This window comes from Streptomyces capitiformicae, from assembly GCF_002214185.1.
GTDB lineage: Bacteria > Actinomycetota > Actinomycetes > Streptomycetales > Streptomycetaceae > Streptomyces > Streptomyces capitiformicae.
The window spans coordinates 2,032,224-2,046,341 of sequence record NZ_CP022161.1 but is presented as its reverse complement, the minus strand read 5'-3'; the positions used below and the strand labels follow the sequence as shown (position 1 = coordinate 2,046,341).

Below are 14,118 nucleotides of genomic sequence, written 5' to 3'. Positions count from 1 at the left end.
GGGTCGCACAGCACCGAGGAGAAACACGATGGCCAAGTACCTGCTGCTGAAGCACTACCGTGGCGCTCCGGCTCCGGTCAACAACGTGCCCATGGACCAGTGGACGCCGGAGGAGATCTCGGCGCACATGCAGTACATGAACGACTTCGCGGCCCGGCTCGAGAAGACCGGCGAGTTCGTCGACGGTCAGGCGCTCGCGCCCGAGGGGATGTGGGTCCGGTACGACGGTGAAGGGCGCCCGCCGGTCACCGACGGCCCGTTCGCCGAGACCAAGGACCTCATCGCCGGCTGGATGGTGATCGACGTCGACAGCCACGAGCGCGCCGTCGAGCTGGCCGGGGAACTGTCGGCCGCCCCCGGGGCGGGCGGGAGGCCGATCCACGAGTGGCTCGAGGTGCGCCCGTTCTACGGCACGACGACCACCATCACGGAATGACGTCATCGATGGACGAGGCCCTGCTCCGGAGCCTCACGCCGAGCGTTCTCGCCGTCCTCGTCCGCCGCGGAGCCGACTTCGCGGCGGCCGAGGACGCCGTCCAGGACGCGCTGGTGGAGGCGGTCCGCGTCTGGCCGGCCGACCCGCCGCGGGATGCGAAGGGCTGGCTGGTCACCGTGGCCTGGCGCAAGTTCCTCGACCAGGCCCGCTCGGACGCCGCCCGCCGCCGGCGTGAGGACCGCCTCGACGAGGAGCCGGCGCCCGGGCCGTCGCCCACGGTGGACGACACGCTCCAGCTGTACTTCCTGTGCGCCCATCCGTCACTGACGCCGTCGTCGGCGGTCGCGCTCACGCTGCGCGCCGTCGGCGGGCTCACCACACGCCAGATCGCGCGGGCCTACCTGGTGCCCGAAGCGACCATGGCCCAGCGCATCAGCCGCGCCAAACGGACCGTCTCCGGTGTGCGCTTCGACCGGCCCGGCGACGTCGCCACCGTGCTGCGCGTCCTCTACCTCGTCTTCAACGAGGGCTACTCCGGCGACATCGACCTCGCCGCCGAGGCCATCCGCCTCACCCGGCAGCTCGCGGCCGCTACCGACCACCCCGAGGTGGCGGGGCTCCTCGCCCTCATGCTGCTCCACCACGCCCGGCGCGCCGCCCGCACCGCGCCCGACGGCAGCCTGGTCCCACTCGCCGAGCAGGACCGCCGCCGGTGGGACACCGCGTCGATCGCGGAGGGCGTATGGATCCTGCAGTCGGCCCTCGCCCGCGACCGGCTCGGCGAGTACCAGGCCCAGGCCGCCATCGCCGCCCTCCACGCCGACGCGCCCACCGCCGAGGAGACCGACTGGGTGCAGATCGTCGAGTGGTACGACGAACTCGCGCGCCTGACCGACAGCCCAGTTGTCCGGCTCAACCGCGCGGTCGCCGTGGGCGAGGCCGACGGCCCGCGCGCCGGCCTGGCGGCACTCGCGGTGCTCGACGCCTCCCTGCCCCGCCACACCGCGGTGGCGGCGTACCTCCACGAGCGTGACGGCGACCTGACGACGGCGGCTCGGCTCTACGCCGAGGCGGCCCACAAGGCCCCCAACCTCGCCGAACGCCACCACCTGACCCGCCAGGCCGCCCGGCTCAACACCCACCGGTCCCGCTGAGCGAAGAGACCGGCGACGGAGCTGAGGAGCTAGGAAGCGGTGCCCAGCGCCGCCGTCAGTGCCGCCTCGACCCTGTCCGCGTCGCCGTTCGCGCCCTCCGCCGCCCACGCCACGTAGCCGTCGGGCCGCACGAGGACGGTCGTACGCCGGTCGCTCGCCCAGCTCTCCACGGCGAGGCGGCCCTTGCGGTCCCCGGTGTCGTACGCGTGCGGGGTGGCGTCCCGCGGGGTGATGAGGACGAAGCGGCCGCCGCGCAGGGACTCGTAGAGGCGGCCGGAGCGGAGGGCGACGTCCGGGACGCGGGTGCCGACGAGGCGGTGGGAACCGTGGGGCGCCGGGTACGTGTAGCCGATGCCGGTGACCTGGCCGATCGCCCGGGTGCGGACCGGGCCGACGTGGCCCAGGACGGCGGCGAGGGCGGAGCGGAACGCCAGCGTCCACGGGTACTTGGCCATGGCGAGCCGTACGATGCCGCCGCTGCTGCGCAGGACCGCCCTGCCGACGGGGTGGCGTTCGGCGTGGTAGGTGTCCAGGAGGGCGGGGTCGGCGTGGCCGCCCAGGACGGCGGCGAGCTTCCAGCCGAGGTTGGCCGCGTCCTGGAGGCCGGTGTTCATGCCCTGGCCGCCAGCCGGGGTGTGCACGTGGGCGGCGTCGCCGGCGAGGAAGACCCGGCCCACCCGGTACGCGGGCGCCTGCCGTTCGTCGCTGTGGAAGCGGGACATCCAACGGGCGTCCCGCATGCCGTAGTCGCGACCGAGCGCGAGCCGGGTGATCTCCCTGACCTCGTCGAGGTCGAGGGGCTCGCTGTCGGAGACGTCGCGGCCGCGGTGCCAGCCGATGACCCGGTAGTAGCCGTCGCCGAAGGGCGCGATGAAGGCGAAGGCGTCGCCGACGGCGTTCGCGGTCAGCACCTCCTCGGGCTCCTCGTCGAGGCGTACGTCCGCGAGGACGACGGAACGGATGACCGACTTGCCGGGGAACGGCAGGCCGATCGCCCGGCGGACGGCACTGCGATGTCCGTCCGTCCCGACGGCGTAAGCGGCGGCGAGTGCCTCGCTCCTGCCCTCCGGGCCGCGTACGTGAACGGTGACCTCGTCGGCGTCCTGATCGGCCCCGGTCACCTCGGTGTCGTACCGGAACCGCACCCCCGCCTCGACCGCCCGCCGCTCCAGTGCCTCCTCCACCTCGTACTGCGGGAGGACGAGGAGGTGGTTGAAGCGCGAGGGGAGCGTGTCGAGCCGCACGGTGAGGTGGCTGAAGAGGCGGAGGCGGTCCAGCTTCCGCCCCTTGGCCTCCAGTTCGTCGGCGAGACCGCGGGCATCGAGCTGCTCCAGGCTGCGGGCGTGCAGGACGAAGGCGCGGGAGAGATTGCTGATCTTGTGCGGGCGGCGCTCGACGAGCGTGACCGGGATACCGGCGGCGGCGAGGTCACCGGCCAGCAGAAGCCCGGTGGGGCCCGCGCCTACGACGATGACGTCGCGGGTGGTGCCGTTGGTGCGGTGGGTGCCGGTGGTGCCGTTCGTGCCCGTCCTGTCGTTCATGGCGGCCTCCTGCCAACGCTTGTTGGTCAACGGCTGTTGGCCAACGTTCGTTTGCCAACATAGGTTGGCATCTCTTGTACGTCAACACGTGTTGGCCTACGTTTGTTGGCATGAGTGATACGGAAAAGGCGCTCCGCCGCTCCGATGCCACGCGGCACGCGATCCTCGTGGCCGCGCGGGAGCGGTTCGCCGCCGAGGGGTACGACCGGGCCACCATCCGGGCGATCGCCAAAGAGGCGAAGATCGACCCGTCGATGGTCATGCGGTACTACGGCTCGAAGGAGGGGCTGTACGCCGCCGCGCTCGATGTCGACCTGCGGCTGCCCGACCCCGCCGGGCTCGATCCACGGGACGTGGGCCGGGTCTTGGTGACCCACTTCCTCGATCTCTGGGAGGAGAACGAGGTGCTCAGCGCGCTGCTCCGGGTCGGCGCCACCAGTCAGGCCGGGGCCGAGCGGATCCAGGGCGTCTTCCGGGATCAGTTGATTCCGCTGGCCCGGCGGGTGTGCCCGGAGCCGGAGCAGGCCCCGATCCGGGCGGCGCTGATCGCCTCACAGGTCCTGGGGCTGGCGCTGACGCGGTACGTGCTGCGGCTCCCGCCCGCGGTGGCGTTGGGGCGGGAGGAGATCGTGGAGTGGCTGGCGCCGACGATTCAGCGGTACCTCACCGCGCCGCGACCGTGAGGACCCTGAGACACGCCGAGGGCACCCTCGGCGCACGGGTGCGCGTGGGTGCCCTCGGCGAGAAGTGTTGCGGAGGTGTCGCGGCGGGGGTCAGGCCTTCGCCTTGGCCTTCGGCTGACGGTCGGTGGACCTGTCCAGGACCATGACCAGGCCGGTGATCACCGCGAAGATCGCGATCGGTGCCACGACGAAGAGGCCCAGCGTTTCCGCCACGTTGAGGCCCGGGCCCGGGTCGTCACCGTCGTCGGGGATCAGCGCGAGCGCGGGGGACGACATGAGCAGCATCATCAGCGTCGTACCGGCGGCGAGGGCTCCGGCGCGCAGGGCGTTCTTCTTGTCCACGGCCCAAAGGTAACGAACCCGCGTGCGCTTGGCCTAGGCGGGGGGGCCTAAGGAGTGGGGATGCGGGTTGTTCGGCCGCTGCGGATGGATGGGGACCGGTCGCGCAGTTCCCCGCGCCCCTAAGAACCTGGGGGTGCCCCCCCGTGCCTTCAAGGGGCGCGGGGCTGTGACATCTGCGGCTCCGCCGCGGGGCGCGACCAGCCACATGCAACCCGCAGCCGCCAGACAACCCCACTCACCCGACCCGTCAGGCGCCCCTCAGCACATCCACCAGCGCATGCAGGCGAGGTGATACCGCCAAGTCCTCCAAGGTCACGGGGCGACCCATCGCGTCGGCGATGGGGAGGCGCCAGTTCGGGTACTGGTCCCACGTGCCGGGAAGGTTCTGGGGGCGGCGGTCGCCGACCGTGTCCGGGAGCCAGAGGCCGATCATGCGGGCGGGGGTGCGGAGCAGGAAGCGGTGGACGGCCTGGATCTCGGCCTCCTCGGAGGCGGCGGAGATGCCTCCGTGGGTGCCGTTCAGGAGGCCGAGGCGGGCCAGTAGGGCCAGCCACTCCCCCGTGTCGGCGGCGGCCTCGGCCCGCTCCTCCTCCAGGGGGCGGGGCAGCAGGCCCAGGCCGTGGCGGAGTTCGACGTGGTCGCCGGTGAGGCGGGAGGCGGTGGGCGGGAGGTCGTGGGTGGTGGCGGTGGCGAGGCAGTTCGCTCGCCAGCGCTCGGGCGGCAGGGGGCGGCCCGTCCCCTGCCAGTCCCGCTCGAACCACATCACCGACGTACCCAGCACGCCCCGCTCGTCGAGCGCCTCGCGGACGCCGGGCTCGACCGTCCCCAGGTCCTCACCGATCACCAGGGCCCCGGCCCGCGAGGCCTCCAGCACCAGGATCGCGAGCATGGCGTCGGCGTCGTAGCGGACGTACGTGCCCTCCGTCGGCGGTCGGCCCTGTGGCACCCACCACAGGCGGAAGAGGCCCATGACGTGGTCGATGCGCAGCGCTCCCGCGTGGCGGAGGAGGGCACGCAGGAGGCGGCGGTAGGGGGCGTAGCCGGACTCGGCGAGGCGGTCGGGGCGCCAGGGGGGCAGACCCCAGTCCTGGCCGCGGGAGTTGAAGGCGTCGGGGGGCGCGCCGATGGACATGCCGGCCGCGAAGTACTCCTGCTGGGCCCAGGCGTCGGCGCCGCCCGGATGGACGCCGACCGCCAGGTCGTGCACGAGGCCGATCGGCATGCCGGCGTCGCGCGCGGAGCGTTGCGCGGCGCCCAGCTGGGCGTCGGTGAGCCAGGCCAGGCGGGTGTGGAAGTCGACGCGGTCCATCAGCTCCGCGCGGGCGCGGGCGGTTTCGGCGGAGCGGGGGTCGCGCAGGCCCGGTGGCCAACGGTGCCAGTCGGAGCCGTACACCTCGGCGAACGCGCACCAGGTGGCGTGGTCCTCCAGCGCCTCGCCCTCCTCGGCGAGGAAGTCGCAGTACGCGGCCCGCCGGCCGGGCCCCAGCGGCGCGGCACGTACGACTTCCAGCGCCTGCCGCTTGAGCTCCCACACCGCATCCCGGTCGATCAACTCGCCCTTGGCCAGGACGGATTCGCGCAGACGCGCGGCCCGTTCCAGCAGCCCGCCGAGCCGGTGGCGGTCGTCGGTGGAGGCGACGGCGTACGGGTACTCCGGGATGTCCTCGACGCGGAGGTGGACGGGGTCGGGATAGCGGCGCGAGGAGGGGCGGTACGGGGACGGGTCCGTGGGGGCGCCCGGGACGCCCGCGTGCAGCGGGTTGACCTGGACGAATCCGGCGCCGAGGGCGCGGCCGGCCCAGGCGGTGAGCTCGGCCAGGTCGCCGAGGTCGCCCATGCCCCAACTGCGCCGGGAGAGCAGGGAGTAGAGCTGCACGAGGAGGCCGTACGTGCGGCCGGGCGGGGCGGGCAGACGGGGCGGGGCCACGACGAGGTGGGCCTCGGCGGTGCGGCCGTCGGGGGTCGTGGCGCGCAGCGCGTGCACACCTGGGGGCAACTTCTCGACCGTGGACCGGAGTTCGCCCTGCTCGGTCTCGATGCGCAGCCGGGTGCCGTCCGGGAGGGCGGCCAGGGCGGCGGAGGCCGGGCCGTCGCCCCAGCACACCACGGTCGGCGGCAACAACCGTCCGCTCAGCTGCCGTTCGCGTGCCGCGAGGGCGGTGTCCACGGCCTCCGGGGTGCTCGCGTCGACGTCCAGCGCGGCGAGGGTGGCGACGACCGCGCCGTCCGAGGCCGCGACCGTACGGTCCGGGGAGGGGCTGTAGGAGGTGGCGACGCCGTGCAGCGCGGCGAGCCGGGACAGCGGCGTCCCCGGTGGATCCCCGGGATCGGCCGGGCGTGGTGGCATCTAGACCCCCGATGCGGCGCCGTTGGACGTGGGTTCGCTGGTGAGGGGGGCCGCGTCGGTGAGAGGCGGCTCGCTGGTGAGGGGCTCGGCGTCCGGGAGCGGGGGCTCACTGGTGAGCGGGACGTCCGCGCACGGGCCCTCCGCGCTGAAGACGCAGACGTGGGGTTCGACGAGTTGATGGGGCTCCGACGCGCGTTTGGAGCGGGTCGAGGTCGGAAGCTGTGCGGGTGCGGCCACGGGGGCCTCCTTGTCGTCGTACGGCGATGGATGCGGGTCCGGGGTACTCCAGCCCTACCCAGCGGGCGCCGCCGCAGACGTGGGCGGGGGGACATCATGGTTTTGCTCACGCCGGCGCCCGAGGTCTCACGCCCCCCTTCTCCACTCTTCACGCCCCCACTGTTCACTCAGTACAGAGATTCCAAAAAGCTATTCACTCAGTACATGTACTCAGTGCATACTGGTCCGCATGAGCACCCGTCACATCCTGTTGGGGCTGCTCGCCAGTGGGCCGAGCCATGGCTACGACCTCAAGCGACGCCACGACGAACGCTTCCCGCAGGCCAGACCGCTGGCCTACGGGCAGGTCTACACGACCCTGCAGCGGCTGGTCCGCGACGGGCTCGCCGAGGTCGACGGCACCGAGGCGGAGAGCGGTCCGGAGCGGACGATGTACCGCTCGACGGACGAGGGGGCGCGCGAACTGGCGAAGTGGGCCGGGGAGATCGCGCCGCCCGCGCCGTTCGTGACGAACGAGATCTTCGCCAAGCTCGTCGTCTCGATCCTCTCCGACGGCGACCCGGCCGCCTACCTCCAGGCGCAGCGCGCCGCGCACATGGCGCGGATGCGGGAGCTGACGGCCCTGAAGACCACGCCGGGATCCGATCTCGCGACCCTGCTCTCGGCGGACTACGCCCTCAACCATCTCGACGCCGACCTCCGCTGGATGAACACCACCGCGGCCCGGCTGACCACCCTGACCGCGGAGGTCGACACAGCGTGAGTGAGAACACCACGAAGAAGACGCCCGTGCCGCTGCTCGCGGCCCGTGGCCTCGTCAAGGAGCACGGCAGGACGCGGGCGCTGCGCGGTGCGTCACTGGAGCTGGGCGCGGGCGAGATCCTCGCCGTCACGGGGGCCAGCGGCAGCGGCAAGTCCACGCTGCTGCACTGCCTGTCGGGGATCGTACGGCCGGACGAGGGCTCGGTGGCGTATGCCGGGAACCGGCTGGACCAGTTCCCGGAGAAGCAGCTCAGCGAGCTGAGGCGTACGGACTTCGGGGTCGTCTTCCAGTTCGGGCAGCTGATCCCCGAGCTGACGGCCGTCGACAATGTGGCGCTGCCGCTGCTGCTCGCGGGCACGCCCCGCCTTCAGGCGCGGGCGCGGGCCGGTGAGTGGCTGGAGCGGTTCGGCGTACGGGGGCAGGAGGAGCAACGGCCCGGCGAGATGAGCGGCGGGCAGGCGCAGCGGGTGTCGCTGGCGCGGGCACTGGTGACCGGGCCGAAGGTGGTGTTCGCGGACGAGCCGACCGGCGCGCTGGACTCGCTGGCGAGCGAGCAGGTGATGACGGCGCTGGTCCACACGGCCCGGGAGTCCGGTACGGCGGTGCTGCTGATCACGCACGACGCGCAGATCGCGGCGTACGCGGACCGCGTGGTCACGCTGAAGGACGGCGTCGTGGTGTCCGGGGCCGACGCGTCGGTGGGGTCGCTGGAGGTGTCCAGGTGAGCGCGCTCACGAACGATCTCCGCCTGGCCCTCCTGCTGACCCGGGGTTCCGACCGGCGCGAGTGGTGGCGGGTGACGCTGACGGGGCTGGGGGCCGCGCTGGCGACGGCGTTCGGCATGGCGGCGGCCGTGCTGGCCGTGCTGCGGGGCCACTACCGCGTCCCACTGGCCAACGGTCTGCTGGACAACCCCGGTGAGCGTTCCGGCGTGATCCTGACCCTGCTGCTCCTGCTGATTCCGGTCCTCGGCTTCCTGGGCCAGTGCGCCCGCGTGGGCGCCGTGCACCGGGACCGGCGGCTGGCCGGGCTGCGGCTGGCCGGGGCGTCGGCGGGCCAGGTGCGCCGGATCGCCGCTCTGGAGACGGGGCTGGCCTGTCTGGTCGGCTCGGTGGTCGCCACCGTCTTCTTCGTGCTGCTCATGGTGCGCGAGTGGCCGGACCACCCGGCCCTGGCCTGGGTGGGGATCGTGCTGGTGGCGTTGGGCGTGCCGGTGCTGGGCGCGGTCACGAGCGTGCTGGCGCTGCGCCGGGTGGTGGCCTCTCCGCTGGGCTGGGTACGGCGGGTGGGGCCGCGCTCCGGGCGGGGGTCCGGCATCGTCTTTCTGGGAGCGGTGGGCCTGCTGGTGCTCGTGGCACTCGCCGCCATGGCCACCACCAACACGAACGCGCCCGGCAGCTCCTACGGGAAGGCCCCGCTGACGGTCTGCGGTGCGCTGCTCGCGGTGGGCGCGGGCGCGGTGCTGCTGTCGGGCTTCGTCTCGAAGGTCACCGGCCGGCTGCTCGCCGCCCGTACCGGGAACCCGGCGGTCCTGATCGCCGCGGAGCGGCTGCGCGACGACCCGTGGGCGGCGGCCCGCACGCACGCGGCCGTCCTCATGGGGACCGTCGTCGGTGCCGGGTTCATCGGGGTACGGCAGGCGCTGATCGCGGTTCTCGACGAAGAGCAGTATCTGGCCGAGGACCGGGCCTTCTACATCACCGGTCTGAACCTCACCGTCACCGCCATCCTCGTCGGCTTCGCCATCACCCTCTTCGCCCTGGCCGTCGGCACGGCCGAGTCCCTCTCCACCCGCCGCCGCGGCCTGGCGGCCCAGGTCGCCGCCGGGGTGCCGCACGAGGTGCTGGGCCGGGCCCTCCTTCTGGAGACCGCGCTGCCGCTGGCACCGTCGATGCTGGTCGCCGGCCTGGGGGGCACGGCGATCGCCGTCGTGTACGCCTCCGCCCTGGGCGGCGCCCTCGTACTGCCGATCGGGTCCCTGCTGGTCCCCTTCGCGGTCTACGCCTGCTGCCTCCTGGCGGCAGCCACGTCACTGCCGCTGCTGCGGCGGACGGTACGGCCGACGGAACTGCGGTACGCATAGCGCCGACCGCCTGAGAACCGGCGTTCCGGGGAGCCACGGGGGGCCTCCCGGGGCGCCGTCGGCGTGGACGTCACGGCGCGCCCGCGCGGACGTGGAGAGGCGCCGCCCGGAGCATCCGGGCGGCGCCTCTCCTGCGTACGGCTTGTGCCGCCTACTTCGTCGTCGGGGTGATCGGGGTCGCCCGTTCCGACTGCGGGGAAGTCGTGTTGGCGTAGACGGACGGGGCCGCCACGCCTGCCGTGGGGTCGTCGGCGTCGGCGGCCAGTTCCGGCGGGAGTTGGCCGACGATGCGGATGTCGGCGGCGTCGAAGGCCTTCTTGATGCGCCAGCGGAGTTCGCGTTCGACGGTGAGGGCCTTGCCGGGCATGGTCTTGGCGGAGACGCGGACCACCATGGAGTCCAGGAGCACGTCGTCGAGGCCGAGGACCTCGATCGGGCCCCACAGGAGCTCGTTCCAGGGCTCCTCCTTGCTCATCTCCTCGCCGACCGCCAGGAGAGTACGACGGACCCTGTCGAGGTCCTCGTCGTGGCGGACCGTGACGTTGACGCCGGCCGTGGCCCAGCCCTGGGAGAGGTTGCCGATGCGCTTGACCTCGCCGTTGCGGACGTACCAGATCTCGCCGTTGTCGCCGCGCAGCTTGGTGACGCGCAGGCCGACCTCGATGACCTCGCCGGAGGCGACGCCCGCGTCGACGGTGTCGCCGACGCCGTACTGGTCCTCAAGGATCATGAAGACGCCGGAGAGGAAGTCCGTGACCAGGTTCCGGGCGCCGAAACCGATGGCCACGCCCGCGACACCTGCCGAGGCCAGCAGCGGGGCGAGGTTGATCTCGAACGTGGCGAGGACCATCAGGGCGGCGGTGCCCATGATGAGGAAGGACGCCACCGAGCGCAGCACCGAACCGATGGCCTGGGAACGCTGGCGGCGACGCTCGACGTTCACCAGGAGCCCGCCGAGGGTGGTGCCCTCGACGCCCGGGACGGAGCGGTTCATCCGGTCTATCAGCTTGGTGATCGCCCGCCGGACCACCACTCTCAGCACCGCCGCTATCACCACGATCAGCAGGACGCGGAGACCGATGGCCAGCCATGTGGACCAGTTCTCCTCCACCCAGCTGGCGGCGTTGGTCGCGCTCTCCTGGGCGTCCTCCAGCGTGGGCACCGCGGGCGTCGTCGGCGTCTCCGAGGGAGACGGCGACGGCGACGCGGCCGCCAGCAGGACGGACAGGGAAGAAACGGACGACACGGCGGGTACCTCCAGGCGCGTTATCTACCCTCCGGTACGGCGGTCAAGATCGATCAGGTCACAGAAAGGTCACCGGAGGGGCAGGCCCACCACACTAACGGGGCATTGTGTGGAGGTCGTCGCCACGTTCGAGGGAGACAGGGCGCTCACCAGGGAGTGAAGGGCGCACAAGGCGGGGGATGAATCAGGGTGTGGTCGAAAACACTCCCAGCCCGTTACCGGGACATGGTGGCGCTTCCACCAGGCATGAGGGGAGACTGACTACGGATCGTCCACGGCGCGAGCCACGCGCCGCCGGCGTACAAGGAGGCATCCGTGCCGCATGTCCTGGTCCTCAACGCGTCGTACGAGCCGCTCGGCGTCGTACCGCTCCGCCGCGCGCTCGTCCTCGTCCTGGAGAACAAGGCTGTCGCCTTGGAGGAATCCGGCGCCTTTATGCACAGCGCGACCGTCACAATCCCCGCACCCAGCGTGGTCCGGCTCAAGCGATTCGTCCGGGTTCCCTATCGGGGGCCCGTTCCTCTGACCCGTCGGGCGCTGTTCGCCCGTGACGGGGGCCGGTGCATGTACTGCGGTGGCGTCGCAACCAGCGTCGACCACGTCATCCCACGCAGTCGCGGGGGCAAGCACGTGTGGGACAACGTGGTGGCGTCCTGCCGTCGCTGCAACCACGTCAAGGCCGACCGCCATCTCTTCGAGATCGGCTGGCGGCTCCGCCACAAACCCGCCCCGCCCACCGGCCTGGCCTGGCGCATCATCGGCACGGGCCATAGGGACCCGCGCTGGCTGCCCTACCTGCAGCCGTACGGCGCGGACGACGCCTTGGCCCGGATCGACGGCATCTCCGCCTGACGATCCGGGCTTTTGCATGGCCGGGCGTCCCCAACAGGGGCGTCCGGGACATGCAGGCCTGCTTGACCTGCGCATTCGTTATCGTCTTCACGGGTACCCCGCGCTCCCCCCACACACGTGATCGCCTAGTGTCGCCCCCAACAGCGAGCCCTTGTTCTGGAGCGCAACGCCCAGGGGCTCGCCTCGAATGTGGGGACTCATGCGAAAGCTCGCCATAGGCGCCGTCGTGTCCGGCGCCCTGGCTCTCACCGGCCTGGCCGCGCCCACCGCGCTCGCCGACTCGCCGGACCTGGCCTTCGGTGCCATCACGGTGAACAACGGCAAGTCGATCGTGGTCGGCACCGACGCGAGGGTGACCGTGCCGGTCACCTACAGCTTCACCCGCCCGTCGGACCTCGTCATCGACTACAAGAACAACTTCCTGGGCGTCATCCTGTACCGCGGCTCGCTCACGGAGACCGCGAACGCCCTGGAGACCTCCTCGAACGCGCCGACCTGCACCACGACCGCGACGACTCAGACCACGGTCACCGAGTCGTGCGGGACGACGCTCACCGTCGACCCGCGCGAGCAGCTCCACAGCGCCGCGGACGCCACCACCTGGAAGGCCGCCGCCGTCTACGTCCGCTCGTACGTGGACATGGACGACTCCGACGACCACGTCAGCTTCGAGAGCGGCGTCGACGCGTGGGGCAACCTCGGCACGGCCAAGGTGCAGCGCAAGGCCGGGCTCGGCACCAACGCGACCCCTGAGCCGGCCGTCAAGGGCACGACCCTGACCGTCAAGGGCAAGCTCACCCGCGCCGACTGGGCCAAGGGCACCTTCACCGGCTACCAGGACCAGAAGGTCACCCTCCAGTTCAAGGCCAAGGGCGCCACCGCCTACACCGACGTCAAGACGGTCACCTCCGGCACGGGCGGGGCCCTGTCCACCACCGTGAAGGCGTCGCAGGACGGCTCGTACCGCTACAAGTTCGCGGGTACGTCCACCACCGCGGCGAAGACCTCGGCGGCCGATTACGTCGACGTGACGTAGCGCCACCGCCTTCGCGGCACGCATCGCCCCCGGGTAACGACTCCGTTGCCCGGGGGCTTTTTCGTTGGCCGGATATTGACGCCCGACTGGTCTAGTCCTATGTTTCCTGCCATCGACATCCGATAGGAAAGTTTCCTAACAGTTGGGGAGCGGCGTACCCATGGCAGGAACCCCTCGCGTACTGCGCGCCATGAACGACCGTGCCGCGCTCGATCTGCTGCTGGAGCACGGGCCGCTCTCCCGCACCCGGCTCGGCAAGCTCACCGGCCTGTCGAAGCCGACCGCCTCACAGCTGCTGGCCCGGCTGGAGGCCGCCGGGCTCGTGGTCGCCACAGGCACCGGCGGAACCGGCGCCGGCGAGGGCCGACCCGGCCCCAACGCCCAGCTGTACGCCGTCGACCCGACCGCCGCGTACGCCGCCGGCCTCGACGTCACCCCCGAACGCGTCCTCGCCGCCGTCGCCGACATCACCGGCCGCACAGTGGGCGAGTACGCCGTCCCCACCCCCGGACGCCGATCGGCCGAGCCCGTCGTACGGCAGGTCACCACCGCGCTCGACGAGGCGGTCAAGGCAGCCGGGCTCATACGGTCCGACGTGCGCCGCCTCGTCATCGGCACCCCCGGCGCCTTCGACCCGGGCACCGGGCGGCTGCGCTACGCCTCCCACCTCCCCGGCTGGCACTCCCCCACCCTCCTCGACGAACTCGCCGCCGCGCTGCCGATGCCGGTGGAGTACGAGAACGACGTCAACCTCGTCGCCCTCGCCGAACAACGGCTGGGTGCGGCCAAGGGCCACGACGACTTCGTCCTGCTGTGGAACGAGGGCGGTCTCGGCGCCGCGGTCGTCCTGGGCGGACGGCTGCATCGGGGGTTCACCGGGGGTGCCGGGGAGGTGGGGTTCCTGCCGGTGCCGGGCGCTCCGCTGGTCCGGCATGTGACCAAGGCCAACAGCGGCGGCTTCCAGGAGCTCGCCGGGTCGCAGGTCCTCCCCCGGCTGGCCCGTGAGTTGGGCATCGCCGACATCCCCGACGGGCCGTACGCCGAGGTCGCGGCGGCGTTGGTCGCGCGGGCCGCCGACGTTACCTCCGGGCCGTATCGGCGGCTTCTGGCCACGTACGCCACCGGGCTCGCGACCGGTTTGGCCGCGCTGGTGTCCGTACTCGATCCCGAGCTCATCGTTCTCAGCGGTGCCGCGCTGACCTCCGGCGGTGAGCCGCTTCGGGGGTTGGTCCAGGCCGAGTTGGGTGAGCTTGCCGCGTCCCGGCCTCGGCTGGTTCTCGGTGACGTGCTTGAACGCCCCGTGCTGCGGGGGGCGTTGGAGAGCGCGCTGACCACTACTCGTGACGAAGTCTTCGATACCTCCCGCTGATCAGTCACCTCCCGCTGATGTGTCGCCGC

14 protein-coding genes are annotated in these 14,118 nt (G+C 72.1%); 9 read left to right on the top strand and 5 right to left on the bottom strand.

Annotated elements, in window-relative coordinates:
- The first annotated feature begins 28 nt into the window (after positions 1 to 28).
- A complete protein-coding gene (locus CES90_RS09020; RefSeq protein ID WP_189781461.1) occupies positions 29 to 436 on the top strand; it encodes a YciI family protein in 408 nt (135 codons plus the stop codon).
- Between the two features lie 8 nt (positions 437 to 444).
- Entirely contained in the window at positions 445 to 1,590 is a 1,146-nt protein-coding gene (locus CES90_RS09015; RefSeq protein ID WP_189781526.1) for an RNA polymerase sigma factor, read from the top strand.
- Positions 1,591 to 1,619: 29 nt separating this feature from the next.
- Here CES90_RS09015 and CES90_RS09010 read toward each other — a convergent pair whose 3' ends face one another.
- Positions 1,620 to 3,131 carry an FAD-dependent monooxygenase gene (locus CES90_RS09010; RefSeq protein WP_189781462.1) on the bottom strand — a complete coding sequence of 504 codons (1,512 nt, stop codon included), beginning with the start codon at positions 3,129 to 3,131 and terminating at the stop codon, positions 1,620 to 1,622.
- A 110-nt stretch (positions 3,132 to 3,241) separates the two neighbouring features.
- Between CES90_RS09010 and CES90_RS09005 the strand changes: the two genes are divergently transcribed.
- Entirely contained in the window at positions 3,242 to 3,814 is a 573-nt protein-coding gene (locus CES90_RS09005) for a TetR/AcrR family transcriptional regulator (protein ID WP_189781463.1), read from the top strand.
- A gap of 90 nt (positions 3,815 to 3,904) precedes the next feature.
- On the opposite strand, the gene CES90_RS09000 is transcribed toward CES90_RS09005, so the two are convergent.
- The 3 genes from CES90_RS09000 to CES90_RS08990 all read right to left on the bottom strand — a co-directional run bounded on the left by CES90_RS09000 (position 3,905) and on the right by CES90_RS08990 (position 6,740).
- Positions 3,905 to 4,156, bottom strand: a complete 252-nt coding sequence (locus CES90_RS09000; RefSeq protein ID WP_189781464.1) for a hypothetical protein — start codon at positions 4,154 to 4,156, stop codon at positions 3,905 to 3,907.
- 247 nt (positions 4,157 to 4,403) lie between these two features.
- Entirely contained in the window at positions 4,404 to 6,503 is a 2,100-nt protein-coding gene (gene malQ, locus CES90_RS08995; RefSeq protein WP_189781465.1) for a 4-alpha-glucanotransferase, read from the bottom strand.
- On the bottom strand, positions 6,504 to 6,740 hold the full coding sequence (locus CES90_RS08990; protein WP_189781466.1) for a hypothetical protein: 237 nt from the start codon (positions 6,738 to 6,740) through the stop codon (positions 6,504 to 6,506).
- Positions 6,741 to 6,969: 229 nt separating this feature from the next.
- On the opposite strand from CES90_RS08990, the gene CES90_RS08985 reads away from it, so the two are divergent.
- From CES90_RS08985 to CES90_RS08975, 3 genes are read left to right on the top strand one after another with little or no spacing between them, the layout of a single operon-like run.
- The gene (locus tag CES90_RS08985; protein WP_189781467.1) at positions 6,970 to 7,503 is read left to right on the top strand and encodes a PadR family transcriptional regulator; all 534 of its coding nucleotides are present in this window, start codon (positions 6,970 to 6,972) and stop codon (positions 7,501 to 7,503) included.
- Positions 7,500 to 8,228: an ABC transporter ATP-binding protein gene (locus tag CES90_RS08980; protein WP_189781468.1), complete on the top strand. Its 729-nt coding sequence runs from the start codon at positions 7,500 to 7,502 to the stop codon at positions 8,226 to 8,228. Before CES90_RS08985 ends, CES90_RS08980 begins: the two co-directional genes overlap by 4 nt.
- On the top strand, positions 8,225 to 9,586 hold the full coding sequence (locus CES90_RS08975) for an ABC transporter permease family protein (protein ID WP_189781469.1): 1,362 nt from the start codon (positions 8,225 to 8,227) through the stop codon (positions 9,584 to 9,586). Before CES90_RS08980 ends, CES90_RS08975 begins: the two co-directional genes overlap by 4 nt.
- 151 nt (positions 9,587 to 9,737) lie before the next feature.
- Here the strand turns inward: CES90_RS08975 and CES90_RS08970 are convergent, their stop codons facing one another.
- The gene (locus tag CES90_RS08970) at positions 9,738 to 10,832 is read right to left on the bottom strand and encodes a mechanosensitive ion channel family protein (protein ID WP_189781470.1); all 1,095 of its coding nucleotides are present in this window, start codon (positions 10,830 to 10,832) and stop codon (positions 9,738 to 9,740) included.
- A 315-nt stretch (positions 10,833 to 11,147) separates the two neighbouring features.
- Between CES90_RS08970 and CES90_RS08965 the strand changes: the two genes are divergently transcribed.
- The 3 genes from CES90_RS08965 (at position 11,148) to CES90_RS08955 (ending at position 14,089) form a co-directional block, all read left to right on the top strand.
- The gene (locus CES90_RS08965; protein WP_189781471.1) at positions 11,148 to 11,684 is read left to right on the top strand and encodes an HNH endonuclease; all 537 of its coding nucleotides are present in this window, start codon (positions 11,148 to 11,150) and stop codon (positions 11,682 to 11,684) included.
- A gap of 199 nt (positions 11,685 to 11,883) precedes the next feature.
- A complete protein-coding gene (locus CES90_RS08960; protein WP_189781472.1) occupies positions 11,884 to 12,720 on the top strand; it encodes a hypothetical protein in 837 nt (278 codons plus the stop codon).
- A gap of 160 nt (positions 12,721 to 12,880) precedes the next feature.
- Complete coding sequence (locus CES90_RS08955; protein ID WP_189781473.1) at positions 12,881 to 14,089, top strand: ROK family transcriptional regulator; 1,209 nt, start codon at positions 12,881 to 12,883, stop codon at positions 14,087 to 14,089.
- The last annotated feature ends 29 nt before the right edge of the window (positions 14,090 to 14,118 follow it).